The organism is Acidilobus aceticus (genome assembly GCF_055392325.1).
Window position 1 is genome coordinate 1,289,248 of the sequence record NZ_AP042407.1, and the last position, 13,610, is coordinate 1,302,857.

The following is a 13,610-nucleotide window of genomic DNA, read 5'->3' on the forward strand; positions in this document are numbered from 1 at the left end:
AGCGCGAACGTAAAAGGCCTAGTCCCTGCGAAAAGGAAAAATCCCTTTTTGTTCCCAGCGTGCCCTGGGGGTAATGTGCTGGAAAGCATACGAAGGGCTGTGCTTGAGGTTTCATCAGAGCAGATAAGGGGGGCCTCATGGTCCGCTGAGACGCTTGCCAGGGCCGTCATTGATGACTTCTCGGGCGGCAGGGCGTCGTGCGATAACGTGGACAGCATCTCAGGCCTGCTCATATCGGCCAACCCAACTATGGGAAGTATAGACAGCCTCGTGTGGGCGCTAAAGGAGGCGTGCTACAGCGGCAGGACACTTAAGGACGGGGCCGAGGCCTTCCTTGACTATATGAAGTGGTCAAGGGAGGAGGTCGTCAGGCACGCCGTGGACTTAGTCAAGGGCCAGCCGATAAGCGTCATCACGATAAGTTACAGCAGCAACGTAGTTGACGTTCTGACTTCTCTACAGAACATGGTCAGGAAGGTCTACGTTCTTGAGAGCCTGCCAGGAGGCGAGGGGAGGAACGCGGCGGCGGAGCTCAGGTCAAGAAGGCTTGACGTGGAGTTAATAGTGGACGCGGCGGCTAGCTCCTACGTGGGACGCACAGACATGGTTCTCATAGGCGCGGACAACGTAACTTCCGATGGCTGCATATACAACAAGGTGGGCTCCAAGAACCTCGCAATACTCGCCGGCTACTTTGGAAAGCCGGTGATTGCCGTGTTCGAGCCGTACAAGATAACGGAGGACTCCCAGTGCGGGGGCGTCAAGTTGGTGGAAAGGAGTTACCAGGCCGACCCTTGGGGCGAGGTGAGCTACAAAGTTTTTGATGAGTTGACCAGGGACCTGGTTGACGCGGTGCTCAGCGTGAGGGGGCTAACAGATAACACCCCCGCCCAGATATCCTCCCTCAGGAGGTCCTTTGAGGAGTGGGTGATGTCAAGGATTGAAGGAAGGCAGCGATGAGGACAATGAGGCCCCTCTGACGGAGCTGGAGAAGCTAATCCTGGCGCACATATACAAGTACGGGCCTGACAGCCCGTGGTACATGGCCAGGAGGCTCATGGGGGCCAGCGGGTGGGCCCCTAAGTACAGCGAGGACGAGATAGAGCAGGCTTGCAACGACCTGGAGGCTAAGGGGTACCTAACCAGGTTCAAGGGACAACTTAAGAGGGAAGTGACCTCCTCAGTCAAGCCGTGGCTTAAGTTCAAGTCCAGGGAGATGGGCCACAAGCCAAACGGCGTCTACTACGACTTAACCAAGGCGGGAAGGAAGCTGGCGTCAACGATCTACAAGGCCATGAGGCAGGAGGGAACTCACGATATCTAAACTAAAATAGCCTCTAGCTTACCATGAGCCTGGCTAACAAGATTTAAGGGACCTCTGCCTGTGGTGAGGTCCCTTGGGTGCAAGATGGCTGTAAGCAGCACTTATAATGCAATGCCGCGGCGTCCTGGCCACAGCATGCTGTACTTCCTTTTGCTGTCAGCCTTAGTGGTAGTTATAGTAATACTTGTGGGCTACGTGCTTATAAAGCTGAAACTCATACCGACCGGGTTCGAAGACTACGTCTATGGCGTGCTTTGGCTCATAGCTTCAGTGACCGTGACGCAGCTAATTGCAATAGCCCTTAGGAACAGGCTCGCCTCGACGGTGGGCCCCGCCAACGCCTCCTCCGTGGCCTTCATAGTGAGGCTCAGCGGCTACGTGATAGCGTTCGTGGTGTTCCTGGCAATAATAAGGGTGGGGGTAACAGAGGCCCTGGCGGCTGGCGGCTTTGCGGGGCTGGTGGTAGGACTTGCCTCGCAGTTCGTCCTCTCTAACATATTTGGAGGCATCGTAATAATACTTACAAGGCCCTTCAAGGTAGGCGACAGGATAACGTTCAGCACATGGCAGTATGGCCTCATAGTGCCCTCCTACCCACCCAAGTTCTTCTCAACAGACTACCTGATACCTGGCTATACTGGAGTTGTGCAGGAGATAAACCTGATGTACACGGTTATACTCTCAGACGACAACGTCCCGGTAAAGGTGCCGAACAGCGTCATGGCCCAAGCGGCAATATTTGTGCACTCGGACAACGAGGTCAGGAGGGTCAGGACCCGCTACGAGGTCCCCAAGGACCTTGACCCTGAGACGGTCATAGAGAGGCTCAAGAAGGAGCTTTCATCGCTCCCTATAGTAGCCGATGTGCCAACAATAAGGGTCATAGAGACCAGCCAGAGCACCTACGTTATAGCAATAGATGCCAGGTGCAAGACCATGTTTGAGGACGAGGCGCGGCACAACATCCTGATAACAGTGATGAAGACCGTCAAGGCGATTCAGGAGGAGCAGAAGAGGGCTAAGCAGGCTGGCCAGCCTTAGCGTCCCCTCCTCCTGGCCTCCACGGCGGCTAACATTAACGCCGAGGCCAACAGGGGCGAGCCTACGACAAGGGCCCCAGCGCCGTAGCCGCCTTCTATAAGCGCGGCTATCACGACGCCGCCCAAGAGGCCGCTGAACGCCTTACCGGTGTACATAGCGGCGTTATTTGACGTTGAGAAGGCCTCGCCGTAGAGGTCGCCGACAATGCTGAAGAACAGCGGTATCTGGGCGCCGTTGAAGAAGCCTACGAGGGATACCGCGACTACCTTGGCGAGCGCAGGGCCATAAAGTGCCAGGGCCGAGGAGAAGGCTATTATGAGGAGTGACGCCAATATGGTCCTGGGCCTTCCCAGCTTATCAGATAAGGCGCCAAGCGCGGGCCTTCCAAGGCCGCTTGACAGGGGGAAGAGGGAGGCGGCCACGCCAAAGAGGTACCCCTTGAGGTCCGTCAGCCTCCCCAGCGAGCTTGAGAAGGACACCAGCGGAACCAGGGAGAGGACGAAGGTAACGTAAAGCAGCCACCAGCTGGGCGACCTGACAGTCGTTGTAAGGTCGACTCCCCTGAGCCCCCTTGGATACTCTATGAGCGATGAGATGACCGTAAGCGCCGCCAGCTCCACGACCCCTATGGTTAGGCTCGCCTCCCTGAAGCTCCTCGAGAGGCCTATGAATGGGTTAGCCACCGCGGCCCCAAGGCCGAAGCCAAGGCTCACGAGCCCCGTGGCCAGGCCCCTCCTGTCAGGGAACCACTTCACAGCGGCGTTTGAGGCTATGCCGTAAAGTACCCCCTCGCCCACGCTCCCAGCGCTCCAGAAGGCGTAAAACTCTATCAGGGAAGTAGAGAAGGCCGTGCCCAGGAAGCCCATGGCTGAGAGCAGCGAGGCGAGGGGCGCTATGAGCCTTGGCCCCCTCCTGTCCACGAGTGGGCTCACTGCCAGCTGTGAAGCTGTCGAGAATATTGCAAAGAGAGTGAAGGCCACGCTGACCTTAAGGAAGTTTATGTGAAGCCCTGAGGCTATCAGCGGGCTGAGGACGCTCCAGGAGTACTGGTAAAGAGAGTTAAAGGCCATCACTATGAAGCTCATGGCCAGGAGCCCGCTCCTTCCCGTCTTTAGGGCACCTCGCTGGCTGACCCTTTTCTCTAGCCCTTTGAGTGTTTTATCGTTAAGCACCCGCGGGGCGCGCAGGTGGGCCCTCTGTTCGGTATCAGACATTTAAGCATTAAAAGATGCATAAGTTACTTACAACGCGCGGGAAGTAGGGTTGAGCAGTGACGTGAATGAACTTGAGACCACCATCAGGAGCCTGCTGGGAGTCAACAAGTATGAGGCGGCGGCCTACCTGGCCCTCCTGAAGCTTGGAAAGGCAAAGCCTCAGGACATAGCCAAGGAGTCCTCCGTCCCCTCCCAGAGGATTTACGACGTGCTCAGGAGCCTCGAGTCCATGGGCTTAGTGACGGAGTTTGACGGGGTCTATCAGCCCATTGAGCCGAGGCAGGCCATAAATGCCATAGCTGAGAGCGAGATAATGAAGAGCCTTGAGAAGGCCAACAGGCTGAGGGAGCTCGGGGACATGCTCTCGAGAACCTACGGGGCCAGCATTAAGGAGGGGGCCAGGGTGAGCCTGGTGAGGGGACTGAACAACGTCTTCGGCGCAGCCATGTCCTATGGCAGCTCCTGCAGCTCAAGGCCCATATTTATGGCGTTCAAGGTTTTTGACAGGCTTGCCGAGCTGCTCCCAGAGCTGAGGAAGCTCGTGGCCTCCTTGCCGTCAGGAGCGCTTGTAATAGTGCCCAAGGGATCGCTTGAAAGGTACGGACAGTTGGCCGACGAGTTCAAGAGGCTCGGCATAGAGTTCGTGGAGTCGGAGGCAGCTTTTATAGACCTCATGGTGTCGTGTAACGCCGTCATAATAGGGCTTCCCCACGGCAACGACGCCGTTGCAGTGGTGGTAGTTGATAAGGACTTCTCAGAGGCCATGTACAGGAGGCTCAGCGAGTTCATCTCACATTAGGCGGGCAGGGGCTCCCCTCTCTTTACCGCGTCCACGAGGCCGTCAATGGTGTTCTCAAGGAACCCCTTTATCATGAACTCCTCGCCGTCCGAGAGCAGCGACCTCACGTAATCATCGTTCTTGGCCAGCAGGTCCTCCAGGACGCCGTAGCTGTGATCGCTGGACCCCTTGATGAGCTTGAGCCAGAGGGTCACCTGGGACTTCGCCCTCTCAAGCCATGCCATGGCGTCCCCATGAATCCCGAAGTGGGTTGGCGCTATACTCCTTGGTTTCAGTGACACCATCTTATCTATGCTTTCGACGTACATCATCGGCTTGAAGGGCGGCGGCGTGGTGGGCAACATTACCTCGTGCCCCTTCACTGTAAATATGACGCCTGCCGAGTCCCCGGTGAAGATTATGCCGTCAGGCTCCAGCAGTAAGCTCATGTGGTGACTGGCGTGTCCCGGGGTGTGTATAACCCTTACCCTCGAGCTGCCAAGCTCCAGGACCTTCCCGTCCTCGGCCGGAAAGACCCTCTCAGGGCTCGCTGCGAGGGGCTTACCGTAGGTGCGCGGCAGTATTGGGGCCACCTTGAAGGAGGCGTCGTAAAGCTTTGAGGGGTCCACTATGTGGGGCACACCCCTGGGGTGCGAGAAGACTATAGCTGAGGGGAAGTCCTTCAGCAGGTGGGCGGCCGACCCCGCGTGGTCGAGGTGCACGTGCGTCACCACTATCAGGTCAGGCTTTACGCCGAGGGCCTCAAGGCCAGACCTGAGCTTGTCGTAGGCGCTCTCAGGGCCCGGGTCCACCACGGCCACCTTCTCATCTACTATCACGAAGGACGAGATGTAGCCCCTGAGCTCCCCCGGGCTAACGTCGATAACTTTCACTTCCGTCAGTTCCAATCACCTCAGTTTTGGACGAAGCGCTGGGTTAAAGCTGTGAGTAAGGTGCCAGAATCATAATAACAGGCTATATGTATTGGTCAGCTGGCGCGTTTTATCCCTTGCACCCCAGGGGTCCCCTGGAAGGACTTTGCGCGTAGCCGACTACGCCCTAATGGCAGTGATGGCTGTCAGCTTCTCGTCAGCTGCCATTCTAGTCGTGCTTAGCGGCGCGCCGGGGCCCGTGGCAGCCACTTGGAGGCTAATAATATCATCTGCAATTGTAGCGATCTTGGCGTGGGCCAGGGGCTCCATAAGTTCCCTGCTGAAGCTCTCCAGGAGGGACTTGATGATAGCCTTAGCTGGGGGCCTCTTCCTTGCAATGCACTTCGACCTGTGGATGACGAGCCTGCGCTACATAAGCGTGGCCGTCAGCGTGACCCTAGTGGACTCCTACCCAGCAGTCCTTATAGTGGTTGGGCTTGCCTTCTTCAAGGAGAAGTACAGGCCCCTCGAGGTTCTGGGCTCGGCAATAGCCATGGTGGGCGTCGCCCTCCTGTCGCTCTCGGACCCCGGGGACAGTTTTGCGATTGGCGTGCTGCTGAGCCTGGGAGGCATGGCTGCAATGGTCCTCTACCTCAGCGTCGGGAAGTCGATGAGAACGAGGCTTGACACCTTCAGCTACGTCACAGCAATATATGCGCCGGCCGCAGCCTTCAGCGCCGCGGCGTCGCTGGCCCTGGGCTACAACCTGCTTTACTATAGCGTTAAAACGTGGCTGTGCTTTCTGGGCCTGGCCCTTGTCCCAATGATGGGCGGCCACACGGTGATGAACTACCTTATAGGTAGGAGGAACTTCATAGCGTCCACCATAGCAATGATGGCTGAGCCCGTGGGCTCCGCGGTCCTGGCTTACCTAATACTTGGTCAAAGCATACTTTTCATACAGTATGTATATATGGCAGTCACTCTTGCAGGCATAGGGCTTGCCGTGGTGCCTCAGGGTTAATACGCCGCAGAGTTCCGTACTTAGTGGGCAGGGCGGAGATTCCATAAACTCCTTATAACTTTTAAGAACACAGCTAACAGAGAAGCGGGGTGAGCCAGCGTGTCAGCCGCACAGGTAAGTACTGAGGAGAAGATTAGGCTTGCCATGACCATTCTGACCACAATAGTAAACGACGCGGGCGTTCCAAGAAACATAAGGAGGGCCGCCGCCACGGCGCTGACCTACCTAAGGGACACCAAGCTGTCGCCTGCCGTGAGGGCAGCCAACGCGGTGGGGGCCCTTGACGAGATAAGTCAGGACCCCAACATGCCCCTCCACGCTAGGACTAAGATATGGCAGGTTCTCACCACACTGGAGACCATAAGGGATTAACATCCGAGTCCTGAGAGGCCCAGCATGATGTCCATGAGGCGTGGCTCCTCAAGGCCTTCCTCCAACGCCCACTTTTTGTCTTCGCTTATTTGTTTGTTGAGACCCACTATAACCCTGGGCCCCCTTCTCCAGAGCGATGAGATTTCCTTAGCACCCTTGAGCCCCGGCACTATCAGCGGGAGCCCCGCGTTAACAATGAGGGACGAGGCCTCAACTGAGGCAGGCGACGTGAACCCCCTGACCAGGTAGATAAACGTTGGCTTCGCTGATGCCACCAGCCTGGCGATCCACGCTACAGCCTCCTCTAGGTCAAGCACGTCAACGAGGGCCCAGCCCCTGACTGGGGCCCTGAGGGACTCGACGTCCCCGTCAGCCAGCGTGGCCTCCCCTATTACCCTTAGGTCACCTGGCCTCCTCACCTTGGCTGTGGTCTCCCCAGCATCCTTAAGGAGGCCCAGCGGGTCAGTTATGGACGGCCTTCCAGAGGCGACGCTGAGGGTCACCATGGGCCAGTCCTCCACTAGGGCCACGCAGGCGGCCCTGCCGCCAGGGCGCCAGAGGAGGTCGTAGGGTCCCTCGCTGAGCACCAGAGCGTAACCGCTGTCCCTGAGGACCTCCCTAGCTGACGCCGTCTTAGGTCCTATTTAAAGGGGCCCAAGGTGGCTTATTTAAGTAGTTTTTACGAATAATCCTCTTATATTTTCCTTATCGTAAACTTCCTTCAGAAGGAAAAGAGAGGTGTACACACCTGTGTCCCTACCTGAGGAGGTCCCAGACAGGCCAGGCTCGGAGCTGACTATAACAAGGATATACGAGAGGGCCAGGTACCTGTTCCCTGACCAGGAGATAGTCTACAGGACGAGGAGGGGGGTCTTCAGGTACACTTACTCGGACTTTGCTGACCGCGTTGAGAGGCTGGCGTCGGCCCTGTCGTCGCTGGGCGTCAAGGGGCTCGACAGGGTCGCCACGATGGACTGGAACACGCACTGGCACCTTGAGGAGTACTACGCGGTTCCAATGATGGGCGCCGTGCTTCACCCGGTCAACGTAAGGCTTGCGCCCCAGGAGATAGTCTATACGATGAACCAGGCCGAGGACTCTGTCCTGATTGTTAACGCTGACTTCCTCCAGCTGGCGGAGGCGGTGGTGCCGAACGTCAAGAGCATAAAGCACGTGATAGTTGTTGACGCGGACTCCGTGCCCAGCAAGGTAGGAGGGGTTCAGGCCTACCACTACGAGGACCTACTTAAGGAGCGCGGCGGCAGGTTCGAGTTCCAAGCCCTCAACGAGAGGAGGCCGGCATTCATGTTCTACACCAGCGGCACCACGGGCCTCCCCAAGGGGGTGTACCACAGCCACAGGCAGGTGGTTCTGCACGCCTTCTCAATACTGTCATCAGTCGCTGGGTTCGGGGCAGGTCCCAAGGGAATACAGATAACCAGCAGGGACGTGAGCATGATAGTTGTGCCCATGTACCACGTGTATGCCTGGGGCTTCCCGTTCTCATCAATAATGTCAGGGCAGAAGACCGTGCTCCCAGGGAGGTTTGACTCAAAGGCCTACCTTGAACTCATAAAGCAGGAGAAGGTCACCTACTTCGCTGGCGTGCCGACCATCCTCTACATGCTCCTGACCGATCCGGAGAGCGAGAAGTACGACCTGAGCGGGGTCATATTCATAAACGGCGGCTCGGCGCTGCCCGAGGGGCTGGCCCTTATGGCTGAGAGGAGGGGCATGAAGGTCTTCGTGGGCTATGGCCTCACGGAGACGGCCCCCGTGCTTACGCTGGCGCTCCCGCCCTCAAGGCTTCAGGATAAGCTGAGCGACAGGGAGCTCTTCTACATAAAGTTAAGGACTGGCTACCCAATATTCTTCGTGGACATAGCGGTCGTCGACCAGGACGGGAAGCCTGTGCCGAAGGACGGCAAGACTCTTGGAGAGGTGGTCGTCAGGGCTCCATGGGTCACCTACGAGTACTACAAGGACCCTGAGAAGACGGAGGCCGCGTGGAGGGGAGGCTGGTTCCACACAGGCGACCTGGCGGTGTGGTACCCCGACGGCAGCATACTGATCATGGACAGGGAGAAGGACGTGATAAAGAGCGGGGGCGAGTGGATAAGCAGCCTAAGGCTTGAGGACGCAATAAGCCAGCACCCGGGCATTCTGATGGTCACAGTTATAGGCGCCAAGCACCCCAAGTGGGGCGAGAGGCCTGTCGCCCTGGTGGTTCCAAGGAGGGGCTGGGAGGGCAAGCTTACCACAGAGGAAATAAACAGGTTCCTCACGGAGAACTTCGTTAACAGGGGAGCTATACCAAAGTGGTGGCTTCCCGACAAGGTAATAGAGGTCCAGAGCCTGCCCCTGACAAGCACTGGTAAAGCCGACAAGAAGGTGCTCCGCGCCCAGTACAGCGACGTTTTAGCAAAGTAAATGGCGAGTCCTCGGAAGTTAGGCCAGAAGGGAGCGAAGTCGTGACTACATTTCAAGATCTTCCTTATGTATGAATAGGAGGCCCTTTAATATTTCTGAGCGCAGGTGGATACCTGCAGGTGTGCGCTCTTGGCAGAGGAGGAAGAGGGCACAGAGGAGTGGTATAAGCTGAGCACGGAGCTCCACAGGTTCTACGGCGGCAAGATAGAGGTTCTGCCGAAGGTGCCAGTAAGGAGGCTGAAGGACTTTGCCATATGGTACACCCCAGGCGTCGCCCAGCCCAGCAGGCTCATAAGCTCGGACCCAGACCTCTCCTTCGAGCTCACCTCCAGGTGGAACACGATAGCCGTCGTGAGCGACGGCACCAGGGTTCTGGGCCTCGGCAAGGTTGGCCCCGAGGCCGCCTACCCGGTGATGGAGGGCAAGGCGCTGCTCTTCAAGTACCTGGGGGGCGTCGACGCCGTGCCCATAGTGCACAGGGCCAGGGACGCGGCCAAGTTCGTGGAGCTCCTTCAGCTCATAGAGCCCTCCTTCGGCGGCATAAACCTTGAGGACATAGAGAAGCCCAAGTGCTTCACCATACTGGACGAGGCCAGGTCGAAGCTCCAGATACCGGTATGGCACGACGACCAGCAGGGGACAGCGACTGCCGTGCTCGCAGGCCTCATCAACGCGCTTAAGGTTGTTGGCAAGAAGCTCCAGGACGTCAGGATAGTGCTCTTTGGGGCTGGGGCAAGCAACGTGGCCTTCTACAGGCTGCTGAAGGCCCTGGGGCATAATATGCACAACGTGGTCGCGGTTACTACAAAGGGTGTCCTCCACCCTGAGATGAAGGACATAGACAAGCTCATGCTCACAGATCCATACCAGTACCAGATAGCCATAGAGACCGGCGGAGGAGGGCTCCCACCTAATTCGCCTATCGAGAAGGCCTTCGATGGGGCGGACGTCGTAATAGCCGCCTCAGTGCCGGGCCCAGGGGTCATAAGGCCCGAGTGGGTCTCGAGGATGAACAGGGACGCCGTTGTGTTCGCCCTGGCGAACCCGGTGCCCGAGATATGGCCATCGGAGGCCAGGAGGGCCGGGGCCAGGGTGGTGGCCACGGGAAGGAGCGACTTCCCTAACCAGGTCAACAACAGCCTCGTCTTCCCGGCGGTCTTCAGGGGGGTGCTGGACGTGAGGGCCAGGACAATAACCGACACCATGGCCATAGCGGCCGCGGTGGAGCTCGCCAAGTTCGCCGAGGAGAGGGGGGGCATAGGCGAGGACAGGATACTGCCCACCATGGAGGAGTGGGAGGTCTACCCGAGGGTCGCCGCTGCAGTTGCGGTTAAGGCTGTGGAGGAGGGGGTCGCCAGGAGGACTACCACTTACAGGGAGGAGCTGGAGAGGGCGACCGAGATAATAGGGACCGTGAGGCAGAAGATCCAGCTGCTCTGGGGCAACGGCATTATACCTAAGCCCCCTGTTGACTATCAGGGGTGAGCTGCTTGTACGCGGAGACAGGCATAAACATAAGGAGGGCGATCAAGGAGGACGTGAAGCAGCTCTCGGAGCTCATCTACAGGTTCTACTCGTTCAACGCTGAGTTTGACCCCAGCTGGGCGGCAGTAAATAACCTCAGGGAGCTAGCTAATGATCGTGCCAACAAGCTTGTTGAGGACCAGGGGTCGCTTGTCCTGGTGGCCGTCCAAGGACTCGAGGTCATAGGGTACCTCGTGGCCTACGTTGAGGAGAACGACCTACTGATAAATGGTAGGCAGCTGGTGATCAAGGAGCTCTACGTTAAGCCGGAGCAGAGGAGGCAGGGCGTGGCGACCCTCCTGGTGAATAGGGCCAGGGACGAGGCCAGGAAGCAGGGGGCGTCGCTAGTGACGGTTGAGTTCCCAGCTGGAAATAAAATAGCTGAGGACCTCTACGCTAAGATGGGGTTCAGGCCGTACCTGGTCAGGTACGTGAAGGAGGTGTGAGCATGTCGATAGAGAACATAGTGATAAGGAACATGACAGAGGCCGACATAGATCAGGTAGCCGAGCTCGTGGTAAGGCTAAAGGGGCTCAACGAGGAGCTGGACCCGCACTTCAAGGTGGTTCCCAACATATATGACGTGGTCAAGGAGTACCTTGCAAGGTCGCTTAAGGATGAGAACACGGTGGTGCTTGTCGCTGAGGACACGTCGAACAAGGTGATAGCGGGGATCATAAGGTTTGTCATAGAGGACAGGCTCTTCTACGAGCCAAGGCTTAAGGCCCAGATAACGGACTTTTACATCAGGCCTCAGTACAGGAGGAAGAGTCTTGGCAAGATGCTGATAGACAAGACGTTCGAGGAGGCACGGAAGAGGGGGGCAGGGATAGTGACGGCTATTTACCCAGCAGGCAACTCAATAGCCGACAGCTTCTACACGAGGCTCGGATTCACGGAACTCAACAAGGAGCTTTACAAGCCTTGCAGCATTTGAGCTGTATTACTGACGCCTACCTGATGGCCTGCGTCCCTCAAGGGCTACCTACTAACTCTTTTTACCCTTCTGGCAAGCTAAAGCTAAGGGTGCTTGTGACGTACACCGGCAGCAGGCCCATATCACCCAGCCTGCAGGAGTACCTGACGGCCATTTACAAGCGCGGGGGCCTCAACTCGTGGGTTCGCACTACGGACGTCGCTGCAGACCTGGGGATGACCCCTGCCAGCGTCACCGAGGCATTCAGGAAGCTCGCGGCCCTCGGCTACATTGACTACATACCGTACAGGGGGGTGAAGCTGACGGAAAGCGGGGCCTCGGTGGCAGAGCCCATAGTGAGGAGGGAGATGCAGATAAGGTCCGCCCTGATTACCATGGGCATAAGTGAGGCGGAGTCCGAGAGGCTGGCGTGCATGCTTGAGCACGCTATGAGCGACGAGGCCGTCGAGAAGCTTAGCGACTTTGTGAAGAGGTGCTCAGGTGGCGGCCATGGGCAATAAGGTGAGGTTTGGGGTAAGCCTTCCTGATGACCTGAGCAGGGAGCTGGACCTCTTGGCAGCCAAGGTTAACGTGAGCAGGAGCGAGCTCGTGGAGCAGGCGCTCAGGAACATGCTGAGCGACTACATACATTACTTGGTTCCACACGACTGCGATGGAGTTATGGTTGCGCTGTGCCCTGAGAGCAGGGGAAGCGAAGACATAATAGAGCAGTACTCGGACATAGCTGAGACCTACATACACGCGCACAGGAACGGCAAGTGCTTTGAGGTCCTGATGCTCTCAGGGCCCTCCCAAAGGATATCAGAGCTCCACGGCAAGCTGCTCGCGGCGGGGTGCGGGGTCAGGTTCCTCCCGAGCCTCTCCCTGGAGTCCTACTTCTCAATGCCGGAGAGCGCGGCCCAACCGACGAGGAAAGGGGAGGAAAGGGTGACCCTCTAAGTTAATACTTTGGCAGCTCCACGAGGGACTGCGCCTTGTCCCTGTAGGCCTCAAGGGAGCGCTGGTGGGCCTCAAGGAACTTGGCCAGCTTCTCGGCGCCCATTGCCTTGCACTGGCCGCAGAGCAGGGCCCCTCCCCTGCACCTGGACTCTATTGAGGAGAGCTCTGAGTCGTCAGGGACAAGGTAGTAGAGGTACTGGTCAAAGACGGGGCACTTGTCGGGCTCCCCGCCAAGCCTCCTCTGCTCCTCGGCCGTGTTGCGTCCCCCTGTGAGGGACGCCTTGAACTTCCTCACGGCCTCCCCTATGGGCTCGGTCAGGAAAATCGTGGCCTCAGGCCTGCTCTTGCTCATCTTACCGCCGTCGAGGCCCCTTATCAGCTTGTGGTAGGTCGCCGCCGGCGGCGTGAGCTCTATCTCGCCCTTCATCCTGGTAGCTATGTCCCTGGAGAGCCTTATGTGGGGGTCCTGGTCGGCGCCCACTGGAACTACGACGTACTTGTAGCCGCCGTACTCCTTCAGCATTGGGTGAAGTATGTCCGCCGCCTGGGTGAGGGCGCTCATCACCTTGGCTGGGCTCAGGTCGCCGTATATGGCCTCCATCTCATTAAAGGTCACCTTAGCGCTGAAGAGCTGGATAAGCTCGTGGTAGGGCCCCTCCCTGCCTGTCTGGAAGTAGAACTCGGTCCTCTGCGGGTCAAGGCCCAGGGCGAGGAGGTTAGGTATGAACTCCTCCAGGGCGCTCTTAATGGCCTCCTCCCTGCTCACCCTCCTCACGGCGTAGGCCTCGGCGTCAGCCATGCAGACGAACACCCTGAAGCCGAGCCTTTGGTAGAACACGAGCTGAAGGCCCGTGAGCATGTGGCCGAAGTGGAACTGTCCGCTCGGCATGAAGCCCGTCACCACCGCCACTGGCTCGCCCGAGGCCCAGGCGTTGAGCACGACGTCCATGTCCCTGTGTCCGAATATTATCCCCCTCCTCATGAAGGCGCTGGGCTCCACCCCCATGGACTTAAGCTTCTCAAGTATCTCAGAGAAGGGCCTTATGCCGAAGACCTCGTACAGCCTCCTGTAGTCCTTTATGTCAGGCCTTCCCCAGGGGTCTATCCTCTCCTCGCTGCTCATGAGCTCTCCTTCCTCCCGCGCCTCAGCTGAAG

At 58.0% G+C, this 13,610-nt stretch carries 16 protein-coding genes; 12 read left to right on the plus strand and 4 right to left on the minus strand.

Annotated elements, in window-relative coordinates:
• The first annotated feature begins 75 nt into the window (after positions 1 to 75).
• The 3 genes from ACZ5OO_RS06790 to ACZ5OO_RS06800 all read left to right on the plus strand — a co-directional run bounded on the left by ACZ5OO_RS06790 (position 76) and on the right by ACZ5OO_RS06800 (position 2,365).
• Positions 76 to 960, plus strand: coding sequence for an eIF2B alpha/beta/delta subunit family protein (locus tag ACZ5OO_RS06790; protein WP_013266421.1), 885 nt, complete (start codon positions 76 to 78; stop codon positions 958 to 960).
• 16 nt (positions 961 to 976) lie between these two features.
• Positions 977 to 1,324 carry a hypothetical protein gene (locus ACZ5OO_RS06795; protein WP_048812957.1) on the plus strand — a complete coding sequence of 116 codons (348 nt, stop codon included), beginning with the start codon at positions 977 to 979 and terminating at the stop codon, positions 1,322 to 1,324.
• A 135-nt stretch (positions 1,325 to 1,459) separates the two neighbouring features.
• A complete protein-coding gene (locus tag ACZ5OO_RS06800; protein WP_464078571.1) occupies positions 1,460 to 2,365 on the plus strand; it encodes a mechanosensitive ion channel family protein in 906 nt (301 codons plus the stop codon).
• Here the strand turns inward: ACZ5OO_RS06800 and ACZ5OO_RS06805 are convergent.
• The gene (locus ACZ5OO_RS06805) at positions 2,362 to 3,579 is read right to left on the minus strand and encodes an OFA family MFS transporter (RefSeq protein WP_464078079.1); all 1,218 of its coding nucleotides are present in this window, start codon (positions 3,577 to 3,579) and stop codon (positions 2,362 to 2,364) included. The two genes, ACZ5OO_RS06800 and ACZ5OO_RS06805, sit on opposite strands and share 4 nt — an antisense overlap.
• Before the next feature lie 49 nt (positions 3,580 to 3,628).
• Between ACZ5OO_RS06805 and ACZ5OO_RS06810 the strand changes: the two genes are divergently transcribed.
• The gene (locus tag ACZ5OO_RS06810) at positions 3,629 to 4,378 is read left to right on the plus strand and encodes a helix-turn-helix domain-containing protein (RefSeq protein ID WP_048812748.1); all 750 of its coding nucleotides are present in this window, start codon (positions 3,629 to 3,631) and stop codon (positions 4,376 to 4,378) included.
• Here the strand turns inward: ACZ5OO_RS06810 and ACZ5OO_RS06815 are convergent.
• A complete protein-coding gene (locus ACZ5OO_RS06815) occupies positions 4,375 to 5,265 on the minus strand; it encodes an MBL fold metallo-hydrolase (protein WP_464078080.1) in 891 nt (296 codons plus the stop codon). The two genes, ACZ5OO_RS06810 and ACZ5OO_RS06815, sit on opposite strands and share 4 nt — an antisense overlap.
• Positions 5,266 to 5,395: 130 nt before the next feature.
• On the opposite strand from ACZ5OO_RS06815, the gene ACZ5OO_RS06820 reads away from it, so the two are divergent.
• Both ACZ5OO_RS06820 and ACZ5OO_RS06825 read left to right on the plus strand, forming a co-directional pair.
• Complete coding sequence (locus ACZ5OO_RS06820; RefSeq protein ID WP_048812750.1) at positions 5,396 to 6,253, plus strand: DMT family transporter; 858 nt, start codon at positions 5,396 to 5,398, stop codon at positions 6,251 to 6,253.
• Between the two features lie 144 nt (positions 6,254 to 6,397).
• The gene (locus tag ACZ5OO_RS06825) at positions 6,398 to 6,625 is read left to right on the plus strand and encodes a UPF0147 family protein (RefSeq protein ID WP_048812958.1); all 228 of its coding nucleotides are present in this window, start codon (positions 6,398 to 6,400) and stop codon (positions 6,623 to 6,625) included.
• Here ACZ5OO_RS06825 and ACZ5OO_RS06830 read toward each other — a convergent pair.
• Positions 6,622 to 7,212 carry a hypothetical protein gene (locus ACZ5OO_RS06830; RefSeq protein WP_464078081.1) on the minus strand — a complete coding sequence of 197 codons (591 nt, stop codon included), beginning with the start codon at positions 7,210 to 7,212 and terminating at the stop codon, positions 6,622 to 6,624. The two genes, ACZ5OO_RS06825 and ACZ5OO_RS06830, sit on opposite strands and share 4 nt — an antisense overlap.
• 163 nt (positions 7,213 to 7,375) lie before the next feature.
• Here ACZ5OO_RS06830 and ACZ5OO_RS06835 point away from each other — a divergent pair, with 163 nt between their 5' ends.
• From ACZ5OO_RS06835 to ACZ5OO_RS06860, 6 genes are all read left to right on the plus strand, one after another.
• On the plus strand, positions 7,376 to 9,055 hold the full coding sequence (locus ACZ5OO_RS06835) for a long-chain fatty acid--CoA ligase (RefSeq protein ID WP_464078082.1): 1,680 nt from the start codon (positions 7,376 to 7,378) through the stop codon (positions 9,053 to 9,055).
• Positions 9,056 to 9,184: 129 nt separating this feature from the next.
• Complete coding sequence (locus ACZ5OO_RS06840) at positions 9,185 to 10,540, plus strand: NAD(P)-dependent malic enzyme (protein WP_464078083.1); 1,356 nt, start codon at positions 9,185 to 9,187, stop codon at positions 10,538 to 10,540.
• Entirely contained in the window at positions 10,537 to 11,025 is a 489-nt protein-coding gene (locus ACZ5OO_RS06845) for a GNAT family N-acetyltransferase (protein WP_464078084.1), read from the plus strand. Before ACZ5OO_RS06840 ends, ACZ5OO_RS06845 begins: the two co-directional genes overlap by 4 nt.
• Positions 11,026 to 11,027: 2 nt before the next feature.
• Complete coding sequence (locus ACZ5OO_RS06850) at positions 11,028 to 11,516, plus strand: GNAT family N-acetyltransferase (protein WP_013266433.1); 489 nt, start codon at positions 11,028 to 11,030, stop codon at positions 11,514 to 11,516.
• 89 nt (positions 11,517 to 11,605) lie between these two features.
• The gene (locus ACZ5OO_RS06855) at positions 11,606 to 12,016 is read left to right on the plus strand and encodes a metal-dependent transcriptional regulator (RefSeq protein ID WP_464078085.1); all 411 of its coding nucleotides are present in this window, start codon (positions 11,606 to 11,608) and stop codon (positions 12,014 to 12,016) included.
• Positions 12,006 to 12,455 carry a CopG family ribbon-helix-helix protein gene (locus tag ACZ5OO_RS06860; RefSeq protein WP_148217113.1) on the plus strand — a complete coding sequence of 150 codons (450 nt, stop codon included), beginning with the start codon at positions 12,006 to 12,008 and terminating at the stop codon, positions 12,453 to 12,455. The genes ACZ5OO_RS06855 and ACZ5OO_RS06860 overlap by 11 nt, the downstream gene beginning before the upstream one ends.
• A gap of 1 nt (position 12,456) precedes the next feature.
• Here ACZ5OO_RS06860 and ACZ5OO_RS06865 read toward each other — a convergent pair whose 3' ends face one another.
• Positions 12,457 to 13,578, minus strand: a complete 1,122-nt coding sequence (locus tag ACZ5OO_RS06865; RefSeq protein WP_464078086.1) for a tryptophan--tRNA ligase — start codon at positions 13,576 to 13,578, stop codon at positions 12,457 to 12,459.
• Positions 13,579 to 13,610: the final 32 nt, after the last annotated feature.

Coding starts and splice junctions, on each gene's coding strand:
- ACZ5OO_RS06800 (WP_464078571.1), top strand. CDS start 1,460: ATGCTGTACTTCCTTTTGCTGTCAGCCTTAGTGGTAGTTATAGTAATA.
- ACZ5OO_RS06805 (WP_464078079.1), bottom strand. CDS start 3,579: ATGTCTGATACCGAACAGAGGGCCCACCTGCGCGCCCCGCGGGTGCTT.
- ACZ5OO_RS06825 (WP_048812958.1), top strand. CDS start 6,398: ATGACCATTCTGACCACAATAGTAAACGACGCGGGCGTTCCAAGAAAC.
- ACZ5OO_RS06850 (WP_013266433.1), top strand. CDS start 11,028: ATGTCGATAGAGAACATAGTGATAAGGAACATGACAGAGGCCGACATA.
- ACZ5OO_RS06860 (WP_148217113.1), top strand. CDS start 12,006: ATGGGCAATAAGGTGAGGTTTGGGGTAAGCCTTCCTGATGACCTGAGC.
- ACZ5OO_RS06865 (WP_464078086.1), bottom strand. CDS start 13,578: ATGAGCAGCGAGGAGAGGATAGACCCCTGGGGAAGGCCTGACATAAAG.